The organism is Thermodesulfobacteriota bacterium, from assembly GCA_040758155.1.
Classification (GTDB): Bacteria; Desulfobacterota; Deferrimicrobia; order Deferrimicrobiales; family Deferrimicrobiaceae; genus UBA2219.
This window is the reverse complement of sequence record JBFLWB010000117.1, coordinates 1-22,870: the sequence shown is the minus strand read 5'-3', so window position 1 is coordinate 22,870 and position 22,870 is coordinate 1. Positions and strand designations below refer to the sequence as shown.

Genomic DNA, 22,870 nt, shown 5'->3' with positions numbered 1-22,870 from the left:
AGAAGCGGGGCCATGGATCGATCGTCGGGGGTGTCCCCCGCGACTTCCCTTCCCTGCTGCGGGCCGTGAAGATGTCGAAGAAGGCGGCGCGGGCGGGGTTCGACTGGGAGCGCCCCGAGCAGGTTCTCGAAAAGGTGGAGGAGGAGATCTCGGAGCTCAAGGAGGCGATGCGGGAAGGGAAAGCCGACCGCCTCGAGCATGAACTGGGAGATGTCCTGCTCGCGTTGGCCAACCTGGCCCGTTTCCTGGACCTGAACCCCGAGGTCGCGATGATGTCTGCCAACGACCGCTTCGAGCGCCGCTTCCGGGAAATGGAGAAAATAGCTTCGGAAACGGGTATTTCCATCGAGCAGTCGGACATGCGGACGCTCGACAGGCTCTGGGAGATGGCCAAGAAATCCACTTCCTGATTTTTCGGCGTTTTCCACATCAACTGTGGAGTATTTGTGGATTCCCCTGTGGAAATTCCGGGCCGTCCGCGCACGCGGGGCGCATCCGGCGGATTGCCCAATTATTGTGCACCCGGCGGTTCCGGGGGGAGCTCCCCGTCCGTTTTCTTTTTGACATTTCTTCCGGGCTGGTATTAAATTAATCTTTCTCAATTTCGCGGAATCGCATTCCAGGAGGCACGGATTGGGCAAGATAGCGTCTGGCATAAAGCGGCACAAGCAGAGCCTGAAACGGCGCGCCCGCAACCGGCACGTCCGCTCGACCGTCAAGACCATCGTGAAGGAAGTCCGGGCGGGGATCGAGGAAAGCGCGGAGAAGGGCGCGGAGCTCCTCGTCCAGGCTTCGTCGGTCATCGCGAAGGCCGGGTCGAAAGGCGTCATCCACAAAAAGACCGCGTCCCGGAAGATCTCCCGCCTGGCCAAGGCCATCGCAAAGGCCGGCAAGAAGGCCTGACAGGCCCCACCTAAAGGACCGACAGCAGCCGAATCTCGTAGACCTGCCGGGGGGAGAGCCTGCTCTCCCCCTTCAATTCCCGGTCGATCCTCGACAAGGCCTCGAAGATCTCCGCGGCGCGCGCCGGCGCGACCGCTCCTCCCTTTCCGCGAACCCGTTCCCGGAGGTGCCAGGCGATCGCCCCGGTGAGCTGGTGGTACTCCTCGTCCTTCGCGGATTCCGAGAAGCGCCGGAGCATGGCGAGGCACGCCGCCGCATCCTTCCGGACCAGCGCCTCCGCAAGGTGAAAAGGGTTCACCTCGCCCCGGAAGACGCACACGGCCCGGATGTCCTCTTCCGTGACCGCTTCCCTTCCCGCCGCGAACGCCAGGACCTTCCCCAGCTCCGCGTCGAGCGCCTCGAAGGAGCCGCCCGTCCACCGGGCGAGGAACGCGGCGGAATCGCGGGACATCGCGCTCCCCGATCTTTTCGCGACGGCTGTCGCATGCCGCGCAAGAGCGTCGAGCGCCTGCTCCTCCCGCGGGGCGGCCGAGAGCAGGTTGGGCGCGCCGGAGAACGTCTTCGCCTGCCGGAAGTCGGTCCCGTGCAGGATCAGCATGGCGGACGGTTCCGGCGATTCCAGATAGGACTTGATCTCGTCCCGGTGGGCCTTCTTCGTCTCCGAGAGGTCCGGGAGCACGAAAATCCGGATGCGCGAGAAGAAGGACGGGGATCGCCACGCGGCCGTCGGGGACTCCCGCTCGAAGTCGGTCATCGTCCAGCGGAACGTCTCGAAGGGGATCCCTTCGGCGCGCAGCTTCCGCTCCCACTCCGCGGCCAGCAGCCCCGCCAGCCCCGCTCCGGCGCCGTACAGCAGGTACGCGGAGGCGGGAGCGGCTCCGAGCCACCCCTGGAAAAACGATCCTTCGGCGTCCCGCTTCACAGGATCAGGCGGATCGTCTGGGCCATCCGCACCACGAGCCGCCGGACGGTCTCCTCGAAAGCGGCACGGCGGTTCGCTTCCGTGTACTGCGCGTCCGTCCCGGAGTAATAAGAGGCGGTTTCGCTCAATCCCGCCCCCTTCCAGATCGGCGCGCCTCCCCGGATCTCGACGATGCGGATGTCCACGACAAGGGTGAGCCGGTTTTCGAGCGCGAACCGGTCCGAGGCCTTGGAGAACACCTCTTCCCGTATCCCCCGTACCTTTCCCTCCAGCAGGAAGTCGGCGCCCGGGCGCCCGAAGGAGCCCTGGAATCCGCGCAGCCGGAGCTCCTCGCGCAGCTTCGCCGCGATATGAGCTCCCGCGTCAGGCTCGGTGGAATCGTTCAGAAACGGCGGCAGGTCGATGCGTATGGACGGATCGGAGAACCTTCCTCCCCCTTCGGGCTGCAGGCTGTAGCCGCAGCCGGCAGCCGCGATGGCCAGCAGGAGGATGACGAAAAGGGCGGGCAGGCGGCGCATTCAGCCCGCTACAATGCTGTAGAGCTTCGCCGGGACGTAGATCGTCTTGCGGACCTTCTTCCCCGCGAGATGCTCCCGGACCCTCGGTTCGGCCATCGCCAGGGCGCCGACTTCCTCTTCTCCGGCCCCGGCTCCCACGGTGATCCTCGCCCGGACCTTGCCGTTCACCTGGACTGCCACCTCGACCTGCTCTTCGCGGGCGATCGCCGCGTCCGCCTCCGGCCACGGCCTCCGGCAGAGAAGCCCCTCGCCGCCGATCCGCGCCCAGAGTTCCTCGCTGACGTGCGGGGCGAAAGGATAAAGCATTTGGAGCAGGATCTCCACCGCCTCGCGCAGCGCGCCCGCGGTCCCGGGGGCCGTCCACGCGGTATCCTCGACGAGGTAAAGCGCGTTCACCATCTCCATCACTGCGGAAATGGCCGTGTTGAAGTGGAACCGCTCCTCGATGTCGCCCGTCACCTTGAACAGCGTCCGGTGGGTCGTCTGCCGGATCCGGCGGGCCGCTTCCGAGTCGTCCCGGTTCCGGGGCGCGGCGGCGATCTCCCCGGCCCTCTGGGCAACGAGCCGATAGACCCGTCCGAGAAAACGGAACGCTCCCTCCACCCCCTGCTCGCTCCAGTCGAGGTCCCTTTCCGGGGGGGCGGCGAACAGGACGAACACGCGGGCCGTGTCGGCGCCGTACTTCGCGATCAGCTCGGACGGCTCCACGACGTTGCGCTTCGACTTCGACATCTTCATCGAGCGGCCGACGCTCACTTTCTCGCCGCACTGCCGGCAGCAGCCGTTCTCGTCCACCTCTTCCGGGTAGCGCCAGCCGTGCTTGGGGCATTCGGTGGTCTGCATGCAGACCATGCCCTGCGAGAGCAGCCGCAGGAACGGCTCGTTCCCCGGCGCCAGCCCCTTGTCCCGGAGGTACTTGTGGAAGAAGCGGGCGTAGATGAGGTGCATGCAGGCGTGCTCCACGCCGCCCACGTACTGGTCGACGGGCGCGAAGCGCCGCATCCTCTCCGGGTCGAGCGGCTGCCGGTCGTTCTTCGGGTCGATGTAGCGGAGGAAATACCAGCTCGACTCGACGAACGTGTCGAACGTGTCCGTCTCCCTCCGGGCGGGCCTTCCGCAGGATGGGCACGGGACGCGCAGCCAGGACTCCACGGCGGCGAGCGGATTCCCCCGCTCGCGGGAATAAGGGATGTCCTCCGGGAGGACGACGGGAAGCTCCTTCTCGGGCACCGGCACGACCCCGCACCCCTCGCAGTGGATCACCGGGATCGGGCAGCCCCAGTAGCGCTGCCGGCTGACGCCCCAGTCGCGGAGCCGGTACTGGACCTTCCCTGCGCCCCGCCCCGCTTCCTCAAGATGCCGCGTGATCGCCTTCTTCCCCTCCTCGTTGTCGAGACCGTCGAACCGCCCCGAGCGCGCCAGCTTCCCCTGCCCTTCGTGCGCGGCGGCCATCGTGTCGGGATCGAGCGCCTCTCCTTCCGGTTGGACGACGACGACGATCGGCAGCCCGTACTTCTTCGCGAATTCGAAGTCGCGCTGATCGTGAGCGGGGACCGCCATGACCGCGCCGGTTCCGTATTCGTAGAGGACGAAGTTCGCCGCGTACACAGGGATCCGGCTCCCCGTGACGGGGTTGACGCAGTACCCCCCGGTGAAGACGCCCTCCTTGACCTGCTCCTCGCCGGTGCGCGCCTCCCGGTCCTGGCGGGCGACCCGCTCGACGAACTCCCGGACCTCCTTCTCGCGCCCCGATTTCCTGGCGAACTCCATCGCCATCGGGTGCTCGGGCGCCATGCTCATGAACGTGGCGCCGAACAGCGTGTCGGGGCGCGTGGTGAAGACGGTGATCTCTCCCCCCCCGTCCGCGACCGGGAAGCGGATCTCGGCGCCCTCGCTGCGGCCGATCCAGTTGCGCTGCATCTCCAGGATGTTCTCCGGCCACCCCGCGGCGAGCTCCTTGTGCCCCTCGAGCAGCTCCTCCGCGTACCGCGTGATCGCGAAGAACCACTGGTCGAGCTCCTTCTGCGTCACGGGCGTATGGTCGTGGATGAAGCAGGTACCGTCGCGGTTGACCTGCTCGTTGGCCAGCACCGTCTGGCACTCCGAGCACCAGTTGAGCGTCGCGCGCTTCCGGTACGCGATCCCGTCCTTCAGCATCCAGAGGAAGAAGAGCTGCTCCCAGCGATAGTAATCCGGAGAGCAGGTGGCGAGCTCCCGGTCCCAGTCGTAGGAGATCCCCATCTGCTTCAGCTGCTCCCGCATGAAGGCGATGTTCTCCCACGTCCACTTCGCGGGGTGCGTGCCGTGCCGGTGGGCCGCGTTCTCGGCGGGGAGTCCGAACGCGTCCCAGCCGATCGGGTGGAGCACCTGGTATCCCCGCATCCGCTTAAAGCGCGCCAGCAGGTCCCCGATCGTGTAGACGCGCACGTGCCCCATGTGGATCCTGCCGGACGGGTACGGGAACATCTCCAGGCAGTAATATTTCGGGGCCGAAAGCTCGTCGGGGCAGCGGAACACCTCCGCCTCGTCCCACGCCTTCTGCCACTTCTTCTCGATTTCCTGCGGCCTGTACTTCACGCCGTCCCCCTGTCTTCCCGCGTCCCCCGGCGGTCTCCCTTTTTCCGGACGATCTCGGAGATCCTGTCGAGGATCCCGTTGATGAATCCGCCGGACTCCTCCGCGCCGAACCGCTTCCCCAGGTCGACCGCCTCGTTGATCGCCACGGCGTACGGGATGTCCTTGCCGCGGGAGATCTCGTACGCGCCGAGCCGCAGGATGTTCCGGTCGACCAGCGCCATCCGCTCGATGCGCCAGTGCTCGGCCGCCCGCCCGATGAGGGCGTCGAGATCCTCCCTGCATTCCCAGACGCCCATGACCGTTTCCCGGTAATACTCCTCGTCCGAGGGCGGGGTGGAGGCCAGCGCGAAAAGGGGGATGGCCTCGTCGGGGCCAACCCCCAGCGCGTCCATCATGAACAGCGTCTGGAAGACCTTTTCCCTTGATTCCCTTCGCACTACATTTTCCGCAGCAGGTTGACCATCTCGATGGCGGTCTGGGCGGCCTCGGCCCCCTTGTTCCCCGCCTTCGTCCCCGCCCGCTCGATCGCCTGCTCCACGGTGTCGGTGGTGAGCACGCCGAAGGAGACCGGAACCCCCGTCTCGAGCATCACCTGCGCGACCCCCTTGGTGACCTCCGCGCTCAGGTAGTCGAAATGAGGCGTCCCGCCGCGGATCAGCGCCCCGAGGGCGATCACCGCGTCCACCTTCTGCCCCGCCGCCTTCCGGACGGCCAGCGGGATCTCGAATGAGCCCGGGACCCGGAAGACTCCGATCCCCTTCTCGTCCACGCCGTGACGCCGCAGGGCGTCGAGGGCTCCGTCGAGCAGCCGTTCCGTGATGAAGCTGTTGAAGCGGGACACGACGATCGCTACCTTCACGCCCTGGCCCTGCAGTTCCCCCTCGACCACCCGCGCCATCGTTTCGTCCTCCTAATCCACGCTCAATATGTGGCCCAGCTTCTTTCGTTTCGTCCGCAGGTACCGGACGTTTTCCTCGTTGGGGAGGACCTCGATCGGGACCCGCTCGACCACTTCCAGCCCGAACCCCGAGATCCCCACGATCTTCTTCGGGTTGTTCGTGAGCATCCGGATCTTCCGGACGCCGAGGTCCACGAGGATCTGGGCCCCCACGCCGTAGTCCCTCAGGTCGGGCTTGAAACCCAGCTTCTGGTTCGCCTCGACGGTGTCGAACCCCTCGTCCTGGAGGGTGTAGGCCCGGATCTTGTTCTCGAGGCCGATCCCGCGCCCTTCCTGGCGCATGTAGAGGAGGACGCCCCTCCCCTCCTCGTCGATCTGGCGCAGGGCGCTCTCGAGCTGCTCGCCGCAGTCGCATCGCAGCGACCCGAACACGTCGCCGGTGAGGCATTCCGAGTGGACGCGGACCAGCACCGGCTCTTCCGGGCCGATCTCCCCCTTGACGAGCGCGAGGTGCGTCTCGCCGTTGAGCTCGTTCGTGTAGGCGTACGCCGTGAAGTCCCCGGCGTTCCGCACCGGCATCTTCGCGGCGCCGCACCTTCTCACCATCCGCTCGCGCCGCATCCGGTACTCGATGAGCTGCTTGATGGAGACGATCTTCAGCCCGTGCTCCGCAGCGAACGCTTCCAGCTCGGGCATCCGCGCCATCGACCCGTCGTCGTTCATGACCTCGCAGATGACGCCCGCGGGAGTGAGGCCGGAGATCCGGGCAAGGTCGACCGAGCCCTCCGTCTGCCCCGTGCGGACGAGCACGCCGCCGTTGCGGGCGATGATGGGGAAGACGTGGCCGGGGCGGGCGAGGTCCTGCGGGACCGCGTCCTCCGCGATGGCGGTGCGGATCGTCGTCGCCCTGTCGTGGGCGGAGATGCCGGTGCTGACCCCGCGGCGCGCCTCGATGGAAACGGTGAAGGCCGTCCCGAAGGAAGAGGTGTTGTCGGCCACCATCGGGGGGAGGTTGAGCTTCTTCGCCTTCTCGTCGGTGATGCTCAGGCAGATGAGGCCGCGCCCGTGGCGCGCCATGAAGTTGATCGCTTCGGGGGTGACGAATTCCGCCGCTAAGGTCAGGTCCCCTTCGTTTTCGCGCTCCTCGTCGTCCACGAGGATGACCATCCGGCCTTTGCGGATGTCCGCGACGGCTTCCTCGATCGTCGAAAGCGGCATTCCCCTTCCTTTCGCACTTCTACGAAATTCCCTGTCGTTTCAGGAAGTCCAGCGTCACCCCGCCCCCTCCGACCCCGCCCAGGTACCGGAACACGTACTTGCCGACGGCGTCGGCTTCCAGATTGACCCGGGCCCCCGTGCGCGCGGACCCCAAGGTCGTCCGTTCGAGCGTGGTCGGAATGAGGGCCAGTTCGAAACCGTCCCGCTGGACGGCGCTTACCGTGAGGCTGACGCCGTCCACGGCAATCGCCCCCTTGTAAACGACGAACTTCATTATAGAAGGATCGGCCTGGAGATGGAATACCCGGGCTTCCCCCAGGGGGCGGATCTCCCGGATCGTGCCGACGCCGTCCACGTGGCCATAGACGATGTGCCCCCCGAGGCGGCCGGAAAGGGACAGCGACCGCTCCAGGTTCACCCGTGCCCCCTTCCGGAAATCGCCGAGGGTCGATTTCGAAAGCGTTTCCAGCGACACGTCGGCGGTGAAGCGGCCGGGCTCCTTCTTCGTGACGGTAAGGCAAACGCCTGAAACGGCTACGGAATCTCCCGGCGCCAGGCCGTCGTCCGGCAGCGCCGTCTCGATGGCGATCGCCTTCCCCCCGCGAAGGGGCGTTAGCGCTTCGACCGTCCCGACGTCCTCGACGATCCCCGTGAACATGCGGCCCTCCTCTTCAGCCCGTGGGCTCCGCGACCAGCAGGATGTCGGAGCCGACGCGGCGTACGTCGGTGAACGCCAGCCTGCGCCCGGACGACGGGGCGCGGCAGCCCCACCCGGAAATCGCCCGGATCCCCTCCCCCAGCAGCAGGGGGGCGACGAACACGACGTAGCGGTCGACCGCCCCCTCTTCCGTCAGCCAGCCTGCAGTCTTCCCTCCACCCTCGACCAGGAGGGAGGTGATCCCATCCCCTCCCAGGGCCTCGAGCAGGTCGTCCGCGCGGATCCTCCCGGCGCGCGACGGAAGCCGAAGGACGCGGGCGCCAAGCGCCCGAACCGCCTCGGTCTCCCGCTTCGGGACGCGCGACGGGCAGGCGACGATGACTTCGCCGCCGTCCTCCTCGAACAGGCGGTTCCGTACGAGGTCGGCGGGGCGGGAAGTCAGGACGAGCCGCTTCGGATTCCTCCCGCCGCGTCCGTGGGAGGTCAGCAGCGGGTCGTCCCTCCGCGCGGTTTCACCTCCCACCAGCACCGCGTCCGAGACGGAGCGCAGGCGGTGGACGATATCGCGGGCCTTTTCGCCGGTCACCCAGCGGGACTCTCCGCCGGCCGCCGCGATCTGCCCGTCGAGCGACAGCGCGAGCTTTAGCGTGACGAAGGGCCTGCCGGTCACGATCCACCGGCAGTACCCGCGGTTGATCTCCGCCGCTTCTTCCGCGAGAAGCCCGCCCCGGACGTCGAGCCCCGCCTCCCGCAGCCGTTTCGCCCCCCGGCCGGAGACCTTAGGGTTGGGGTCCTCCATCGCGTAAGCCACGCGCGCGATCCCGGCCTCCAGGATCGCCCCGGTGCAAGGGCCCGTCCGCCCCTGGTGGTCGCACGGCTCCAGGGTGACGTACAGGTCGGCCCCCCGCGCCGCGGCCCCCGCGTCGCGAAGCGCCTCGACCTCGGCGTGCGGCAGCCCGGCCGCCTTGTGGTATCCCCTGCCTACTACGCGCCCCGCCCGCACCACCAGCGCCCCCACGGCCGGATTGGGGCTGGTCCGTCCCGCGCCCCTGCGCGCCAGCCGGAGCGCCTCGCGCATGCGGGCGGCGTCGGGGAAGCTGCCGGCGGTCATGTCTTCCCGCGGCGGTCGCCGGGCTCCGTGATGAGGGTCCGTATCTCCTCGACGAACTGGCTCACGTCCTTGAACTTCCGGTACACGGAGGCGAACCGGACGTAGGCGACGTCGTCCAGCTGGAGCAGCTTCTCCATTACGCGCTCGCCGATCCGGATCGAGGAGATCTCCTTCTCGGCGCCCGCCTGGAGCTCCATCTCGAGCGTCTCCACCATGTGCTCGATGGCTGCGTAGCTGACCGGCCGCTTCTCGCACGCCTTGAGGATGCCGGAGAGGACCTTCTGCCGGTCGAACGGCTCCCGGCGCCCGTCGCGCTTCACGACGAGGGGAAGCTCTTCCTCGATCCGTTCGTAGGTGGTGAACCGGCGCTGGCAGGAGAGGCACTCCCTCCTTCGCCGTATGACGTCGCCGTCCCTGCCCGCCCGCGAGTCGACCACCTTGTTGTCGTCGTGGCCGCAGCGGGGGCACTTCAAGGGGAGGCCTCCCCCATCTTGTGGAGCTCCATCCCCACCTCCGCCAGCATCTCCATCGCCAGCGCGTCGCGGTACCCTTCCAGGTAGACGATCCGGCGGACGCCGGCGTTGATGAGCATTTTCGCGCAGATGATGCAGGGAAGGTTGGTGCAGTACAGGTCGGCGTCGCGGATCGACACCCCGTGGAAGGCCGCCTGGATGATGGCGTTCTGCTCCGCGTGGAGCCCGCGGCACAGCTCGTGCCGCTCGCCCGAGGGGACGTTCATCCGGTCTCGGAGGCACCCCGCCTGCTCGCAGTGGACCATCCCCGAGGGTACGCCGTTGTATCCCGTGGCGAGCATCCGCCGGTCCTTGACCAGCACGGCGCCGACCGCCCTCCGGATGCAGGAGGAGCGCCTCGATGCGAGCCGGGCCATGTCCATGAAGTACGTGTCCCAGTCGGGCCGGGTGCGGGTCCCCTGCATCGCGGGGCGTTCCTTTGCGAACCCTACAGCCGCCCGGCGTACAGCGGGAAGGCTTCGCACAGCTTGCGGACTCCCGCGGAGACCCGTTTCCGCACGGCTTCGTCGGCCGGCGTCGCAAGCACGTCCGCGATCCAGCCGCCGATCGTCTCCATCTCCGGTTCCTTCATCCCCCGCGTGGTGAGCGCGGGGGTCCCGATCCGGATCCCGCTGGTGATGAACGGGCTGCGGGTCTCGAAGGGGACGGTGTTCTTGTTCACCGTGATGCCCACCGACTCCAGCGCGGCCTCGCCTTCCTTCCCGGTCAGCGGGGAATCCTTCAGGTTGACGAGCATCAGGTGGTTGTCGGTGCCTCCGGACACCAGCCGGTGCCCCCGGGCGGCCAGCGTCTTCGCCATCGCCTGCGCGTTGCGGAGGATCTGCGCCTGGTAATCCTTGAAGGCGGGGGTCATAGCCTCCTTGAGGGCCACGGCCTTCGCGGCGATCACGTGCATCAGGGGACCGCCCTGGATCCCCGGGAAGATCGCGGAGTTCAGCTTCTTGGCCTGCTCCTCGCGGCAGAGGATCATGCCGGCGCGGGGGCCGCGAAGCGTCTTGTGGGTGGTCGTCGTCACGAACTCGCAGTACGGCACGGGACTGGGGTGGAGCCCTACGGCGACCATGCCCGCGATGTGGGCGATGTCGGCCATCACCATGCAGCCGGCCTCGTCGGCGATCTCCCGGAACTTGCTGAAGTCGATGGTCCGCGGATAGGCGGAGGCGCCCACGACGATCAGCTTCGGGCGGTGCTTGAGGGCGAGGTCGCGGACCTGGTCGAAGTCGATGGTCTCCGTGTCCTCCCGGACGCCGTACGCCACCACGTTGAACAGCTTGCCCGAGAAGTTGACCGGGCTGCCGTGGGTCAGGTGGCCGCCGTGGGAGAGGTTCATCCCGAGCAACGTGTCGCCGGGGTTCATCGCGGCAAGGTAGACCGCCATGTTCGCCTGGGAGCCGGAATGGGGCTGGACGTTGACGTGCTCGGCCCCGAAGATCTTCTTCGCGCGCTCGATCGCCAGCGATTCCGCCTGGTCGACGAACTCGCACCCCCCGTAGTATCGCTTGCCGGGATAACCTTCGGCGTACTTGTTGGTCAGCACCGAGCCCGTCGCCTCGAGGACCGCCTCGCTCACGAAATTCTCGGAGGCGATCAGCTCGAGCTTGTACGCCTGCCGCTCCGTCTCCTTCCGGATGATCTCGTAGATCTCCGGATCGGTTCCCTTAAGGTTGGACATCCCCGTTTCTCCTTGTCCGGTCCGGCGGTTCTCCGGTTCCGGCATGTATTTCGATTCGATCCCCCGGATCTTCCCGATCCGGCCCGCGTGGCGGCCCCCCTCGAACGCCTCCGTGAAAAACAGGCGCAGCCGCCGCTCGGCGTCGCCGGCTTCCATGGTCCGGGCGCCGAAGATCGCGACGTTGGCGTCGTTGTGAAGGCGGGCGTACCTCGCCGCCGTGTCGTCGTACAGCACCGCAGCGCGGACGTTGGGGAACTTGTTGGCGGTGATCGCCATCCCGAGCCCCGTGCCGCAGACCAGCACGCCGGCGTCGACGGTCCCCGCGGAAACGCGGCCGGCCACCGCCGCGGCGTAGTCGGGATAGTCGACCGAGGCGTCGGACCCGGTCCCCAGGTCCTCCGCCTCGATTCCCATCCCCTCGAGCGCCTCGAGCAGGCGCCTCTTCATCTCGACCCCTGCGTGGTCGGAAGCGATCGCGACGCGCCTTGGAGGAAACGGGACCATTCTACTCCCCGATCCGTCCGAACAGCAGGACGGAGTTCGTTCCTCCGAAGCCGAAGGAGTTCGACAGCGCGTACCGGACGGCCTTCGCCCGCTTCGCGTTGGGAACGTAGTCGAGATCGCATTCCGGATCCGGAGTCGTGTAGTTCATGGTCGGCGGCACCACGCCGTCCCGGACCGCCAGCGCGCAGAACAGCGCTTCCAGCGCGCCGGAGGCGCCGAGCAAATGCCCCGTCATCGACTTGGTAGAGCTGACCGGGATTGCCTTCGCCCGATCCCCGAAAAGGGTCTTGATGGCCATCGTCTCGTACAGGTCATTATACGGCGTGGATGTGCCGTGGGCATTGATGTAGTCGACGCTTTCGGCGGGGATCCCCCCGTCGGCCAGCGCGGCGGCCATCGCCCGCACCGCCCCTTCCCCGCCCGGCGCGGGTGCGGTGACGTGGTAGGCGTCGGCGGAGGCGCCGTAGCCGCGCACTTCCGCGTAGATCTTCGCCCCCCGTCTCCGGGCGGCCTCCAATTCCTCGAGGATGAGGATCGACGCCCCCTCCCCCATCACGAAGCCGTCGCGGTCCTTGTCGAACGGACGGGAGGCCGACGCCGGATCTTCGTTCCGGGTGGAGAGCGCCTTCATCGAGCAGAACCCCCCCAGCCCCAGCGGGGTGATCGTCGCCTCGGCGCCCCCCGCGATGGCGGCGTCGCACTTCCCGTCCCGGACGGCGTGCATCGCTTCCCCTACGGCGTGGCTGGAGGCCGCGCACGCCGTCGACGTCAGGATGTTGGGCCCCTTGGCGCCGTACCGCATGGCGATGTGCCCCGGCGCCAGGTTCGATATGAGCATCGGGATGAAGAACGGACTGATCTTCCTCGGGCCGCCCTCGACCAGGTACGCCTTGTGGTACCTCTCGAGCGTGGAAAGCCCCCCGAGCCCGCTCCCCATGTAGACGCCCACCCGGTCCGCCGAAGCGGGATCGATCGAAAAACCCGAGTCATCCATCGCCATCTGCGCGGCCGCCATGGCGTAATGGATGAACGGGTCCATCCGCTTGATTTCCTTTTTGTCTATATACGCCTCGGGATCGAACCCCTTCACCTCGGCCGCGATCGTGGTGGAGAACTCCTTCGCGTCGAACCGCGTGATGGGACCGATGCCGGATTTCCCGGCGAGCACGGCCTCCCACGTCGCTTCGACGCCCACCCCGAGCGGGGTGACCGCCCCGAGACCCGTTACGACGACCCTGCGCATCCGCTATTTCTTGTGGGCCGAGATGTACTGGACCACGTCGTTGACGGTCTTGATCTTCTCGGCTTCCTCGTCGGGAATCTCGATGGAGAATTCCTCCTCCATCTTCATGACGAGCTCGACGATGTCGAGGGAATCGGCGCCCAGGTCCTCGATGAAGGAGGATTCGCCCTTCACCTCGTTCACGTCCCGCTCGAGCTGCTCCGCCACGATCTCCCGAACCCTTTTTTCCACGGACATTTCCGTTCTCCCTTCGTCTCCTTGGAATAAACTCCCTTACATGTACATCCCGCCGTTGATCCCGATGACCTGCCCCGTGATGTACGAGGCTCCGTCGGAGGCCAGGAACAGCGCCAGCTCGGCCACCTCCCCCGGCTCCGCGAAGCGGCCCAGCGGGATCGCGGCAAGAAACCCTTTCTGCACGGCCTCGGGCAATGCCTCCGTCATGGCCGTCCGGATGAACCCCGGGGCGATCGCGTTGACCGTGACGTTCCGCGGCGCGAGCTCCCGCGCCGCCGCCTTCGTCAGCCCGATGATCCCCGCCTTCGCCGCCGCGTAGTTCGCCTGGCCGGCGTTCCCCATCACGCCCACAACCGAGCTGATGTTCACGATCCGCCCGGAGCGCTGCTTCATCATCTGGCGGGTGACCGCCTTCGTCAGCAGCCAGGTCCCCTTCAGGTTGACGCGCTGGACCGAGTCGAACTCCTCCTCCGACATCCGCATGATAAGGTTGTCGCGCGTGATGCCGGCGTTGTTCACGAGGATGTCGATGCGGCCGTGGGCCTCCAGGATGCGCTTGACCCCCTCTTCGACCTGGGCGGAGTCGGAAACGTCGAACATCTCCACCGTTCCCTTCCCCCCGGCCGCCTTCAGCGCCTCCAGCGTCTCCCGCGCCGGCCCGTCGTTCCCGACGTCGTTGACGACGACCGTCGCCCCCTCGGCGCAGTAGAGCTCCGCGATCGCCCGCCCGATCCCCCGCGCCGAACCGGTGATCAGCGCCACCTTTCCGGCCAGCTTCATGGACACCCCCTTATCCCGGAATTCATACATTCAACATTGCGATTCATTCAAGAAAAAAATCACCGGACAAGCGCCGCCGCGGCCGCAAGATCCGCCGGGCCGCCGAAGGAAGCCGCCGGTATATCCTTCTCGATCCTGCGGACCAGCCCGGACAGCACTTTCCCCGGGCCGACCTCGATGAACGCCGTGGCTCCCAGCCCGCGCATCGCCCGGACCGATTCCTCCCAGCGCACCGGGGAGGTGATCTGCCGCACCAGGACATCTGCCGGATCGTCACCGGACCCGTATGGGGCCGCCGTCACGTTCGCAACCACGGCGAAGCGGAACGTCCCCGGCGAGACCGCCCGCAGCTCGGGAGCCAGCCGCTCCGCGGCCGGCAGCATGAGGGCGCTGTGGAACGGTCCGCTCACCGCGAGCGGGACGACTTTCTTCGCCCCCGCCGCCTTCGCCGCCTCGCAGGCCGCGGCGACCGCCTTCGCCGCGCCGGAGATGACGACCTGCCCCCCGCCATTATAATTCGCCGGCGAAACCACCCCTTCCGCGGACGCCGCCCGGCATGCCGCTTCCACCTGTTCGGCCTCCAGCCCGAGGACGGCGGCCATCGCGCCCTCCCCCTCCGGCACCGCTTCCTGCATGTACCTCCCGCGGGAATGCAGGAGCCGCGCCGCATCCTTCAGGGGAAGCGCCCCCGCCGCCGTCAGCGCCGAGTATTCCCCGAGGGAGTGCCCCGCCGCGCAGAGGGGGACGATCCCCGTCTCCGCTTCGAGCGCCCGGAAGGCGGCGACGCTCACCGTGAAGATGGCCGGCTGCGTGTTTTCGGTCCGCCGGAGCTCCTCCTCGGTCCCCCGGAAGCAGAGCTCCGCCATGTCCCGGGACAGCGAATCGGACACCTCCGCGAACACCTCCTTCGCGGCTGCGCTGGATTCATACAGCTCCCTTCCCATTCCGGGGAACTGGGAGCCCTGCCCTGGAAACAGAAGCGCGATCGGCACGTCCTGCCCCTACATCCGCATCAGCGTTGCGCCCCAGGTGAGGCCGGAGCCGAACGCCACCAGCAGCACGAGGTCGCCCGGGCCGAACCGGTTCTCCGTCTTCGCCTCGGCGAGCGCGATGGGAATCGACGCCGCGGAAGTGTTCCCGTACTTGTCCAGGTTGACGAAGACCTTCTCCGCCGTCACGCCCAGCCGCTTCCCCACGGCGCTGATGATCCGCAGGTTCGCCTGGTGCGGGACGACCAGCGTCAGGTCGTCGACGCCGTACCCGGCGTCGGAGAGGACCTTCAGGGCCGTATCGCCCATCTTCGTGACGGCGTGCTTGAACGTCTCGTTGCCCGACATCCGCAGGTAGATCATCCGCTGGGAGATCAGGTCCGGCGTCAGGGGGTTGACCGTCCCCGGCCCGGGGATGTTGATCAGCTCCCACAGATTTCCGTCCGATTGGAGCCTGCACGAGAGGATCCCGTCCCCGTCGTCGCACTCGGCTACGACCGCCGCCCCCGCGCCGTCCCCGAACAGGATGCATGTCGTCCGGTCCGTGTAGTCCACGAGCGAGGAGAGGATTTCGGAGCCGACCACGAGGACCTTCTTCGCCCTGCCCGCCCGGATCTGGGCGTCGGCAATCTGGAGGGCGTAGATAAAGCCGGAACAGGCCGCGCTGATATCCATCGCGCTGGCGTTCGTCGCACCCAGCTTCATCTGCAGGAAGCAGGCGGTTGACGGGATCACCATGTCCGGGGAACAGGTTCCGAGGAGGATCATGTCGATTTCCTCGGGACGGACCCCGGCGTCGTCGAGCGCCTTCCTCGATGCGACCAGGGCGACGTCGGAATTCGGCGTGCCCCTCTCCGCGATCCGCCGGACGCGGATCCCCGTGCGCTCGACGATCCAGCTATCGCTCGTCTCGACCATCTTCTCGAAGTCGTAATTCGTCATCTTCTTCGGGGGCGCGTGCATTCCCAGCCCCACGATCTTCGATCCCACATTACCCTCCCTGTCAGTGGATCGTTTCCGGCGAGGACGGTCCCCAGCCCGCTAGACCGGCGATTGCCCGTGCTTCGCGATCGACCGGGCGATCTCGTCGTCGAGCCCGAAGCGCGCCATCGAGGCCGCGGCTTTCACCGCGTTCTTGATCGCCTTCTGGTCAGACGCCCCGTGGCAGATCATGACGCCGCCCCGCACTCCGAGCAGGGGGGCGCCGCCGTACTCCGCGTAATCGAGCTTCTTCCGGACGTTGCGGATCGCTCCGTGCGCCAGCACGACGCCGGCCTTTGCCAGGAGCGACTTCTCGATCTCAGCCCTCAGGAACGGCCCGAAGGCCTGGGCCATCCCCTCCATCGTCTTCACCGCGACGTTTCCCACGAAACCGTCGCACACGAATACGTCCGCCTTCCCGGCAAAGAAGTCGCGCCCCTCGGCGTTGCCGACGAACCTCAAGCCGGTCTGGCGGATCAGATCGCAAGTTTCCCGCGTGACATCCGTTCCTTTCGTATCCTCCTCCCCGATGCTGACCACGGCGATGCGGGGAGCCGGAATCCCGAGGAACTTCCGCGCGTACACCTCGCCCATGACGGCGAACTGGAGCAGGTGAGCGGGCTTGCAGTCCACGTTCGCGCCCGCGTCGATGAGGACGATCGGGCCGTGCGGGGTGGGAATGGTCGCCGTGATCGCCGGGCGGTCGATCCCCGGTATCTTCTTCAGGATCATGAGCCCGCCGACCATCACCGCGCCCGAGTTCCCGGCGCTGACGAAGAAGTCGGCCTTCCCCTCCGAGACGAGGGAGATCCCCACCCGGATCGAGGAGTCCTTCTTCTTTTTAAGCGCGACGCCCGGGACATCGCACATTTCCACGACCTCGGAAGCGTGGACGATCTCGACGCCTTCCGCGGAGACACCCGCGGCGCCCAGCTCCTCCCGAATCCGCGGCTCCTGGCCGACGAGGATCACGGAGAGTCCGTTCTCCCGGATCGCCTGGACCGACCCGCGAACGACTTCGCGCGGGGCATGGTCCCCCCCCATGGCATCCACGGCGATTTTCATCTGGTGGATGATGGGATCAGGCTTCTTCTTTTTCTATGATTTCCCGGCCTTTGTAGGTGCCGCACGTGGGGCAGACGGTATGAGGGCGCTTGACCGCCTTGCACTGCGGGCAGGTGCTCACGGCCGGCTGGGAGAGCTTCTTGTGGGTGCGCCGCTTGTCTCTGCGGCACTTGGAACCCCGTCGTTTCGGATTCGGCATGGTTTACTCCTTTTTCCCTTTCAGGTTCTTCAGCACGTCGAACGGGCCGGGGTCAGGGCGCGTCGCGCAGGAGCACTCCTCCCGGTTCCGGTTCGCCCCGCAGGTGGGGCACACTCCCTTGCAGTCTTCCGAGCAGACGACCTTCAGCGGGATCTCGAGTGCCACCTGTTCCCAGAAAACGTCGTTCACCTCGATGCCCTTACCGTCATAATACCCGACGTCCATGTCCTCGGCGTGCAATTCCACGGCGCCGGCGCCCTTCGGCCCCTCGCCCTTGGGCATGAGGACGGTTTGAAACGCCTTCCCGAAACGGACCGGAACCGTATCGGAGCAGCGATCGCAGGGCGACTCCCCTTCCGCCTCGAACGACCCCTCCACCAGCATCTCCCCCGACTCGACGGAGAGCTGCAGCTCCGCGTCGATCAGGCGGCACACCGTCAAGGGTGCAGGGTCCATCCCCTCGAGAATCCGGGGGATCGAGGCCTTGCCCCTGGAGGCGAAAACGTCGAGCCCCCCGCCGGGTATTTCCGTCACCCGAATGTACAAAGCGCAAGTATCCCTTAAAAGTAAAGAAAACACTATAGGCAACCGGCCCGTCCCTGTCAATCGCCGAATAACGAAAATCGATGTATCATAAAGACCATGGAACGGAAGCCCGCCGTCGCAGGCCAGTTCTACCCGGGCACCGTGGAGCTGCTGGTCCGGGCTCTGGAGGAGCTGACCCGGGAAGTGGACGAGAAGCTTCCGGCGATCGGGGTGGTGGCCCCGCACGCCGGGTACGTCTACTCCGGGGCGGTGGCGGGAGAGGTCTATTCTTCGGTGCGGGTCCCATCGAGAACCGTCGTTTTCTGCCCGAACCACACGGGGTACGGGGAAGAGGCGGCCATCATGTCAGGGGGCGCCTGGCGGATGCCCTGGGGCCCCGTTCCCGTGGACGGCGACCTCGCCGGGAAGCTGAAAAGCGCATGCCCCCTCCTTAAAGAGGACGCAACGGCTCACGCCCGGGAGCACTCCCTCGAGGTCCAGCTCCCGTTCCTCCACAGGTTCCGCCCGGATTTCCGGTTCGTGCCCGTCGCCCTGGGCCGCCTGTCCCTGGAGAACTGCCGGGCGCTCGGCGAGGCGGCGGCAGGCGTTCTCGAGAAGGAAGCCGACCGTCCCCTGCTCGTTGCCAGCTCCGACATGTCCCATTACGTGCCCGACGCCCTGGCAAGGAAAAAGGATCGGCTGGCGATCGACCGGGTGCTCGCCCTCGACCCCGAGGGGCTGTACCGGACGGTCGTCCAGGAACGGATTTCCATGTGCGGGATGATCCCCGCGGCCGTCGTCCTGTTCGCCGCCCGGCGCCTTGGCGCTACGAAAGCCCTTCTGCTAAAATACGCCACTTCCGGCGACGTCAGCCGGGACTACGACCAGGTGGTCGGTTACGCAGGGCTCGCCATCCTCTGAAGGAACGAGGCAGTATCCATGCCTGACATCGTTACGCGCTTCGCCCCCAGCCCTACGGGCTATCTCCACATCGGAGGCGCCCGCACCGCCCTCTTCAACTGGCTCTATTCCCGCCGCTCGGGCGGCCGGTTCATCCTCCGGATCGAGGACACCGACCAGGAGCGGTCGACTCCCGAAGCCGTCAAGGCGATCATCGACGGATTGACGTGGCTGGGGATCGACTGGGACGAGGGCCCCTACTTCCAGATGGAGCGGATGGAGCTTTACCGGAAGGAAGCGGACCGTCTCCTTAAGGAAGGGAAGGCGTACCGCTGCATCTGCACGAAGGAAGAGCTCGACGCGCGGCGGGAGGAGATGAAGGCGCGTGGAGAGAAGCCCCGGTACGACGGCCGCTGCCGCGACCTCCCTCCCGAGGCGACGGAGGGGAAGCCGCATGTACTGCGGATCAAGACCCCACTTTCCGACCGGACGGTGGTGAACGACATGCTCCGCGGAGAAGTGGTCTTCGAGAACGCGGAGCTCGACGACCTCGTCCTGCTGCGGACCGACGGCTCCCCTACCTATAACTACGTGGTCGTCATCGACGACGCCTCGATGAAGATCACGCATGTGCTGCGAGGCGACGACCACCTGAACAACACGCCGAAGCAGGTCATCCTCTACAAAGCGCTCGGCTATCCGCTGCCCCGGTTCGGCCATTTCCCGCTGATCCACGGGATGGAGGGCGGGAAACTTTCGAAACGGCACGACGACGTATCGGTGACGGCGTACCAGGAAAAAGGATTCCTCCCGGAGGCGATGGTGAACTACCTCGTCCGGCTCGGGTGGGGGCACGGCGACCAGGAGATCTTCACCGTCGCCGAGATGCAGGCCTACTTCTCGCTGGAGCACGTCGGAAAGTCGCCCTCGAAGTTCAACCTCGACAAGCTGCTCAGCGTCAACGCGCACTACATCAAGACGGCGGAAGCCGCGCGGATCGCGGAGCTGCTCCTCCCCTTCCTCGCCAAGCGCGGGATCGAGGAAAAGGCGACGCCGTGGCTGGTCAAGGTCGTCAAGACCCTGCAGGAGCGCTCCCGCACCCTCGATGAGATGGCCGACTCCGCCGAATTCTATTTCCGGGAGAAGGAGGCCGACCCGAAGGCGGCGGCGAAGTTCCTCACCCCCGAGATGGCTCCGGTGCTGAAGGAGATCGCGAGCGAGTTCGCCGGCCTGCCCGATTTCTCCGCCGAAGTGGAAGATGCACTGAAACGGGTCGTGGAGCGGCGCGGCGGGAACCTGAAGGTGCACCAGCCGATTCGGGTCGCCATTACGGGTTCGGCCGCATCGCCGGACCTGTTCGACGTGATGCGGATCTTGGGCAAGGACGAGGTGGTGCGGCGGCTGACGAAGGCGGCGGAGCGGATCGAGTAGGCGCGAGCCCTGTAAAGCGTTACCTCTTAATTTCCTTCAGGAAATCGCCGACGGTCTGGACGATCACGCCTGCCGTTTCTTCCGGCTTGTTCATGATGGGACCGAAATGGCGCAGATCTCCGGTCAGGAAGCGGGAAGCCCTGCAGCGCACCGCCGCGGCGAAAACGGGCCGATCCTTCTCCGGAAGCGACACCTGGCATCGGTCGCCGGCGACGCACGGCACGACGCGGACCTTTTCGAGGATCTTCTCCAACCTGTCCGTGCAATCCGGATATTTCCTTTCCAGGTTGTGGCGCGCTTCCAGCACGCAATATTCGCTGGTCGCGGCCTCCCATTTCCGCCCGGACAGGTCGATCAGCAGCGCGGCTTTCCCCTGCGGATTGTGCGCCGCGGTGAAGAGGACGTTCGCGTCCAGGAAGAGCCGGATCAACGGCTACGACCCGCTTTCCTGAGGATCTTCTCCCTCTCTCCCGGCTCAAGGCGGTCATCCCGGTCCCACCCGGCGATTTCCTCGTCCGTGTAGATATCGAGCTCCACGACAGCCGCGGGACGCAGCACCAGCTCCCCACCGCGTTCCTCGGCCACCACGATCCCACCGGTCTAGATCCCGAGACGTCGCCGGATGGATTCGGGCAATGTGATCTGCCCCCTCCCGGAAACCATAAGATTCTCTTTCATCGCATGCCCTCACTGAAGCGAATTTCTGATTTTCAGATTATCGGATTATCGGTAATTATGCAATATCCGTCGCCCTGATTTCCTCTCTCAGAAAGGGTTTCATCACTTCCATACCCTTGAATGCAGTCAGGCCAGAGACCGTTATAAATGTCCGCTTGACGCCGGCGAGCCCCATCGGGTAACCTGCTGTTTCCGTTGAGGAGTGGTGAAACGGCATCACACCTGGCTCTGGACCAGGTTTTCCAGGTTCGAATCCTGGCTCCTCAGCCAACGGTCCCATCGTCTAGTGGCCCAGGACACCGCCCTCTCACGGCGAAAACGCGGGTTCGAACCCCGCTGGGACCGCCACATTATTGTAGATAAAAGAATAGGTACCTCCGGAGGTACACCGCCGCAGCCCCGCCGGGGCCATTTACTTCCACTTCCACTGTCTGTACCGCTTCCTCAGTGATCTCAGAGGCATGCCAACCTCCCACTTTATCAGAAAGAGGAGATGGCCCTCCCGATGAGTAAAGACTTGAAATCGCCGCCCCCTGCCCAAACCGCACTAAACTGTCCAACAAATCTCATTCCCGACTCACCTTCGTCGGAAGACCGCTTCGGTCCTCATCAGGATATTGCCAAGGCCATAGCTAACCTCATACGTTCCGGAGACGGAGGACGTCCCATCGGACTGACCGGAACATGGGGCTCAGGTAAATCCACAGTGGTTGCCCTCCTTCGTAAAGAGATCGAAACATTTCCAAACCACCGAATGCTTGTGTTTGACGCGTGGGCCCATGACGGCGACCCACTTCGACGGACTTTTCTCCAAAGTCTCATCCGCTTTTTCCGAGATGCTTATCCGAACTGGATCTCGAAGGAGTCTTGGACGATTCGCGAGGCAGACTTGGTACGGCGCAGGAAAGTTTCTGAAACGGAAACCTCTCCGCACCTAACTCCGGCGGGCAAAGCTCTTGGGATATCAGCTTTATTAATTCCCGTCGGTAGTGCCTTGTTTTCACAAGGATTGCGAGACGGTGCGTCTTTGTTGCACACTGGCCCAGTTAGTCTTGCAACCCTTTTCGGTTTCCTCTTGACCGTGAGCCCTCTGCTTGTCCTTATTTGTTTCGCTTTGGCCTACCGTATGAAATCTCGGAAAGGCGATCCAGTTCATATAGAAAGCGCAAATCTGATCGCCATTTTCATCCAGAAGGCTGAGACGAAAACACGCACTGAAACAACTGAAACCCCTGATCCCACATCGATAGAATTCGAGAAAACTTTTACGGATCTAATGGGAGAGGCACTCGAACCAGCTGAAAACAGGTTCGTGTTGGTTATGGACAATCTTGACCGAATTGAGGCGGACGGGGCCTTAAAGATTTGGTCTACACTCCAAACATTTCTGCAATTGGACACGGGAAAGCACGCTTGGTTAAAAAAGCTTTGGGTAGTAGTACCGTTTGACCAAAAATCCATATCGAGGCTTTGGGAAAAGAACGCTCCCCAGGCTAACGAATCTGGTGAGAACAAGAAACACAGCAATTTTGCGTCGTCGTTCCTTGATAAAACATTCCCGATACGCTTTGACGTACCACCACTTGTCCTTTCGGACTGGCGGGCGTACCTCATTGAAATGCTTAGAGAAGCGTTTCCCAATCACCACGAGGAAGAATTCGAGACTATCGCGCATTTGATGGCTGTAGAGAGAATGGACGGAACGGTCTCACATACCCCCCGCGAGATCAAGATGGTTGTAAACCAAATCGGAGCTCTACACCGCCAGCGCCAAGACATAGTTCCACTTCCGCATATCGCATACTATGTCCTGCTTCAACGGGATCATGCTGAAGTGCTAAAAGGCCTGACAGACAAGACGTTCCCTTCAGAAGAAGCTGCTGCCATCCTCGGTGATAATGTCCAAGATAGCTTAGCCGCGTTAGCATTTGGCTTGGAGGTTTCTACCTCCCGGCAACTCCTTCTTGAACCAATATTGCTCGCAGCACTTTCCAAACCAGATATAAAAACCCTTTTAACACTAAGAGATTCAACGCGCGGATTCTTTGACGTCTTAGATGAAGCAGTGGTACATGGAATAAAGGATTGGCAAAAGACCGCTGGGATAAAGTTGCTTCACGCAGTCGCTGCTTTACATGATAGCAACCTCCTTGAAACACATAATTCATGTCGTGTCGAGCGATTGCTTGATAGAATCGCATACGCCGCCGTATCGGTTGAACAATTTGCACCCTTGACCAAAGATGCAGAGAACGGCTTTCTGTTACTTATCAAACAGAAGGCATCATCAGCCGGCCCATTGTTTCGTGCATACCAGAATACTATGCG

Annotated in this window: 26 protein-coding genes, 2 tRNA genes and 1 pseudogene; 7 read left to right on the top strand and 22 right to left on the bottom strand. The window is 65.0% G+C overall.

Features of this window, described 5'->3' with window-relative positions; all coding sequences use genetic code 11:
• On the top strand, positions 1-410 hold a 410-nt coding region (locus tag AB1346_07625), incomplete at its 5' end, for a MazG nucleotide pyrophosphohydrolase domain-containing protein (protein ID MEW6720300.1).
• 223 nt (positions 411-633) lie between these two features.
• Positions 634-903: a 30S ribosomal protein S20 gene (gene rpsT / locus AB1346_07620; GenBank protein ID MEW6720299.1), complete on the top strand. Its 270-nt coding sequence runs from the start codon at positions 634-636 to the stop codon at positions 901-903.
• Positions 904-913: 10 nt separating this feature from the next.
• Here rpsT and holA read toward each other — a convergent pair whose 3' ends face one another.
• The 20 genes and pseudogenes from holA to AB1346_07520 all read right to left on the bottom strand — a co-directional run bounded on the left by holA (position 914) and on the right by AB1346_07520 (position 17,542).
• Positions 914-1,825: a DNA polymerase III subunit delta gene (gene holA / locus AB1346_07615; GenBank protein ID MEW6720298.1), complete on the bottom strand. Its 912-nt coding sequence runs from the start codon at positions 1,823-1,825 to the stop codon at positions 914-916.
• On the bottom strand, positions 1,822-2,343 hold the full coding sequence (gene lptE, locus AB1346_07610) for an LPS assembly lipoprotein LptE (protein MEW6720297.1): 522 nt from the start codon (positions 2,341-2,343) through the stop codon (positions 1,822-1,824). The genes holA and lptE overlap by 4 nt, the downstream gene beginning before the upstream one ends.
• Positions 2,344-4,920, bottom strand: a complete 2,577-nt coding sequence (gene leuS, locus AB1346_07605; protein ID MEW6720296.1) for a leucine--tRNA ligase — start codon at positions 4,918-4,920, stop codon at positions 2,344-2,346. It lies immediately after the preceding gene.
• Entirely contained in the window at positions 4,917-5,357 is a 441-nt protein-coding gene (nusB, locus tag AB1346_07600; protein MEW6720295.1) for a transcription antitermination factor NusB, read from the bottom strand. Before nusB ends, leuS begins: the two co-directional genes overlap by 4 nt.
• Positions 5,357-5,818: a 6,7-dimethyl-8-ribityllumazine synthase gene (gene ribE, locus AB1346_07595; GenBank protein ID MEW6720294.1), complete on the bottom strand. Its 462-nt coding sequence runs from the start codon at positions 5,816-5,818 to the stop codon at positions 5,357-5,359. Before ribE ends, nusB begins: the two co-directional genes overlap by 1 nt.
• A 12-nt stretch (positions 5,819-5,830) precedes the next feature.
• Positions 5,831-7,036 (bottom strand): bifunctional 3,4-dihydroxy-2-butanone-4-phosphate synthase/GTP cyclohydrolase II, encoded by a 1,206-nt coding sequence (locus tag AB1346_07590; protein MEW6720293.1) that lies wholly within the window; start codon positions 7,034-7,036, stop codon positions 5,831-5,833.
• Positions 7,037-7,055: 19 nt separating this feature from the next.
• On the bottom strand, positions 7,056-7,694 hold the full coding sequence (locus AB1346_07585) for a riboflavin synthase (protein ID MEW6720292.1): 639 nt from the start codon (positions 7,692-7,694) through the stop codon (positions 7,056-7,058).
• A gap of 13 nt (positions 7,695-7,707) precedes the next feature.
• Entirely contained in the window at positions 7,708-8,805 is a 1,098-nt protein-coding gene (gene ribD / locus AB1346_07580) for a bifunctional diaminohydroxyphosphoribosylaminopyrimidine deaminase/5-amino-6-(5-phosphoribosylamino)uracil reductase RibD (GenBank protein ID MEW6720291.1), read from the bottom strand.
• Positions 8,802-9,278, bottom strand: a complete 477-nt coding sequence (nrdR, locus tag AB1346_07575; GenBank protein MEW6720290.1) for a transcriptional regulator NrdR — start codon at positions 9,276-9,278, stop codon at positions 8,802-8,804. The genes ribD and nrdR overlap by 4 nt, the downstream gene beginning before the upstream one ends.
• Positions 9,275-9,742, bottom strand: a complete 468-nt coding sequence (locus tag AB1346_07570; protein MEW6720289.1) for a cytidine/deoxycytidylate deaminase family protein — start codon at positions 9,740-9,742, stop codon at positions 9,275-9,277. Before AB1346_07570 ends, nrdR begins: the two co-directional genes overlap by 4 nt.
• Before the next feature lie 23 nt (positions 9,743-9,765).
• Positions 9,766-11,010 (bottom strand): serine hydroxymethyltransferase, encoded by a 1,245-nt coding sequence (gene glyA / locus AB1346_07565; GenBank protein MEW6720288.1) that lies wholly within the window; start codon positions 11,008-11,010, stop codon positions 9,766-9,768.
• Between the two features lie 63 nt (positions 11,011-11,073).
• Positions 11,074-11,514 (bottom strand): annotated as a pseudogene (gene rpiB / locus AB1346_07560) (ribose 5-phosphate isomerase B).
• Position 11,515: 1 nt separating this feature from the next.
• On the bottom strand, positions 11,516-12,757 hold the full coding sequence (gene fabF, locus AB1346_07555) for a beta-ketoacyl-ACP synthase II (GenBank protein ID MEW6720287.1): 1,242 nt from the start codon (positions 12,755-12,757) through the stop codon (positions 11,516-11,518).
• A gap of 3 nt (positions 12,758-12,760) precedes the next feature.
• A complete protein-coding gene (acpP, locus tag AB1346_07550; protein MEW6720286.1) occupies positions 12,761-12,994 on the bottom strand; it encodes an acyl carrier protein in 234 nt (77 codons plus the stop codon).
• A 36-nt stretch (positions 12,995-13,030) separates the two neighbouring features.
• Positions 13,031-13,774 carry a 3-oxoacyl-[acyl-carrier-protein] reductase gene (gene fabG, locus AB1346_07545; protein ID MEW6720285.1) on the bottom strand — a complete coding sequence of 248 codons (744 nt, stop codon included), beginning with the start codon at positions 13,772-13,774 and terminating at the stop codon, positions 13,031-13,033.
• A 59-nt stretch (positions 13,775-13,833) separates the two neighbouring features.
• Positions 13,834-14,766: an ACP S-malonyltransferase gene (gene fabD, locus AB1346_07540; GenBank protein MEW6720284.1), complete on the bottom strand. Its 933-nt coding sequence runs from the start codon at positions 14,764-14,766 to the stop codon at positions 13,834-13,836.
• Positions 14,767-14,775: 9 nt separating this feature from the next.
• Positions 14,776-15,753, bottom strand: coding sequence for a beta-ketoacyl-ACP synthase III (locus AB1346_07535; GenBank protein MEW6720283.1), 978 nt, complete (start codon positions 15,751-15,753; stop codon positions 14,776-14,778).
• Between the two features lie 51 nt (positions 15,754-15,804).
• Complete coding sequence (gene plsX / locus AB1346_07530; GenBank protein ID MEW6720282.1) at positions 15,805-16,809, bottom strand: phosphate acyltransferase PlsX; 1,005 nt, start codon at positions 16,807-16,809, stop codon at positions 15,805-15,807.
• 16 nt (positions 16,810-16,825) lie between these two features.
• Entirely contained in the window at positions 16,826-17,008 is a 183-nt protein-coding gene (gene rpmF, locus AB1346_07525; protein ID MEW6720281.1) for a 50S ribosomal protein L32, read from the bottom strand.
• 3 nt (positions 17,009-17,011) lie between these two features.
• A complete protein-coding gene (locus AB1346_07520; protein ID MEW6720280.1) occupies positions 17,012-17,542 on the bottom strand; it encodes a DUF177 domain-containing protein in 531 nt (176 codons plus the stop codon).
• Positions 17,543-17,650: 108 nt separating this feature from the next.
• On the opposite strand from AB1346_07520, the gene amrB reads away from it, so the two are divergent.
• On the top strand, positions 17,651-18,454 hold the full coding sequence (gene amrB, locus AB1346_07515; protein MEW6720279.1) for an AmmeMemoRadiSam system protein B: 804 nt from the start codon (positions 17,651-17,653) through the stop codon (positions 18,452-18,454).
• Between the two features lie 18 nt (positions 18,455-18,472).
• Entirely contained in the window at positions 18,473-19,864 is a 1,392-nt protein-coding gene (gltX, locus tag AB1346_07510) for a glutamate--tRNA ligase (GenBank protein ID MEW6720278.1), read from the top strand.
• Positions 19,865-19,883: 19 nt separating this feature from the next.
• Here the strand turns inward: gltX and AB1346_07505 are convergent, their stop codons facing one another.
• Positions 19,884-20,294, bottom strand: coding sequence for a DNA-binding protein (locus tag AB1346_07505; protein ID MEW6720277.1), 411 nt, complete (start codon positions 20,292-20,294; stop codon positions 19,884-19,886).
• Positions 20,291-20,449 carry a hypothetical protein gene (locus tag AB1346_07500; protein MEW6720276.1) on the bottom strand — a complete coding sequence of 53 codons (159 nt, stop codon included), beginning with the start codon at positions 20,447-20,449 and terminating at the stop codon, positions 20,291-20,293. Before AB1346_07500 ends, AB1346_07505 begins: the two co-directional genes overlap by 4 nt.
• Before the next feature lie 289 nt (positions 20,450-20,738).
• Here AB1346_07500 and AB1346_07495 point away from each other — a divergent pair.
• The 3 genes from AB1346_07495 to AB1346_07485 form a co-directional block, all read left to right on the top strand.
• Positions 20,739-20,812 (top strand) — tRNA-Gln (locus AB1346_07495).
• A 2-nt stretch (positions 20,813-20,814) separates the two neighbouring features.
• Positions 20,815-20,890 (top strand) — tRNA-Glu (locus AB1346_07490).
• Positions 20,891-21,047: 157 nt separating this feature from the next.
• A partial coding sequence (locus tag AB1346_07485) for a P-loop NTPase fold protein (protein ID MEW6720275.1) occupies positions 21,048-22,870 on the top strand: 1,823 nt, incomplete at its 3' end.

Coding starts and splice junctions, on each gene's coding strand:
- AB1346_07590 (MEW6720293.1), bottom strand. CDS start 7,036: ATGCCGCTTTCGACGATCGAGGAAGCCGTCGCGGACATCCGCAAAGGC.
- lptE (MEW6720297.1), bottom strand. CDS start 2,343: ATGCGCCGCCTGCCCGCCCTTTTCGTCATCCTCCTGCTGGCCATCGCG.
- rpmF (MEW6720281.1), bottom strand. CDS start 17,008: ATGCCGAATCCGAAACGACGGGGTTCCAAGTGCCGCAGAGACAAGCGG.
- acpP (MEW6720286.1), bottom strand. CDS start 12,994: ATGTCCGTGGAAAAAAGGGTTCGGGAGATCGTGGCGGAGCAGCTCGAG.
- gltX (MEW6720278.1), top strand. CDS start 18,473: ATGCCTGACATCGTTACGCGCTTCGCCCCCAGCCCTACGGGCTATCTC.
- ribE (MEW6720294.1), bottom strand. CDS start 5,818: ATGGCGCGGGTGGTCGAGGGGGAACTGCAGGGCCAGGGCGTGAAGGTA.
- plsX (MEW6720282.1), bottom strand. CDS start 16,809: ATGAAAATCGCCGTGGATGCCATGGGGGGGGACCATGCCCCGCGCGAA.
- ribD (MEW6720291.1), bottom strand. CDS start 8,805: ATGACCGCCGGCAGCTTCCCCGACGCCGCCCGCATGCGCGAGGCGCTC.
- fabF (MEW6720287.1), bottom strand. CDS start 12,757: ATGCGCAGGGTCGTCGTAACGGGTCTCGGGGCGGTCACCCCGCTCGGG.
- AB1346_07585 (MEW6720292.1), bottom strand. CDS start 7,694: ATGTTCACGGGGATCGTCGAGGACGTCGGGACGGTCGAAGCGCTAACG.
- fabG (MEW6720285.1), bottom strand. CDS start 13,774: ATGAAGCTGGCCGGAAAGGTGGCGCTGATCACCGGTTCGGCGCGGGGG.
- AB1346_07570 (MEW6720289.1), bottom strand. CDS start 9,742: ATGCAGGGGACCCGCACCCGGCCCGACTGGGACACGTACTTCATGGAC.
- glyA (MEW6720288.1), bottom strand. CDS start 11,010: ATGTCCAACCTTAAGGGAACCGATCCGGAGATCTACGAGATCATCCGG.
- amrB (MEW6720279.1), top strand. CDS start 17,651: ATGGAACGGAAGCCCGCCGTCGCAGGCCAGTTCTACCCGGGCACCGTG.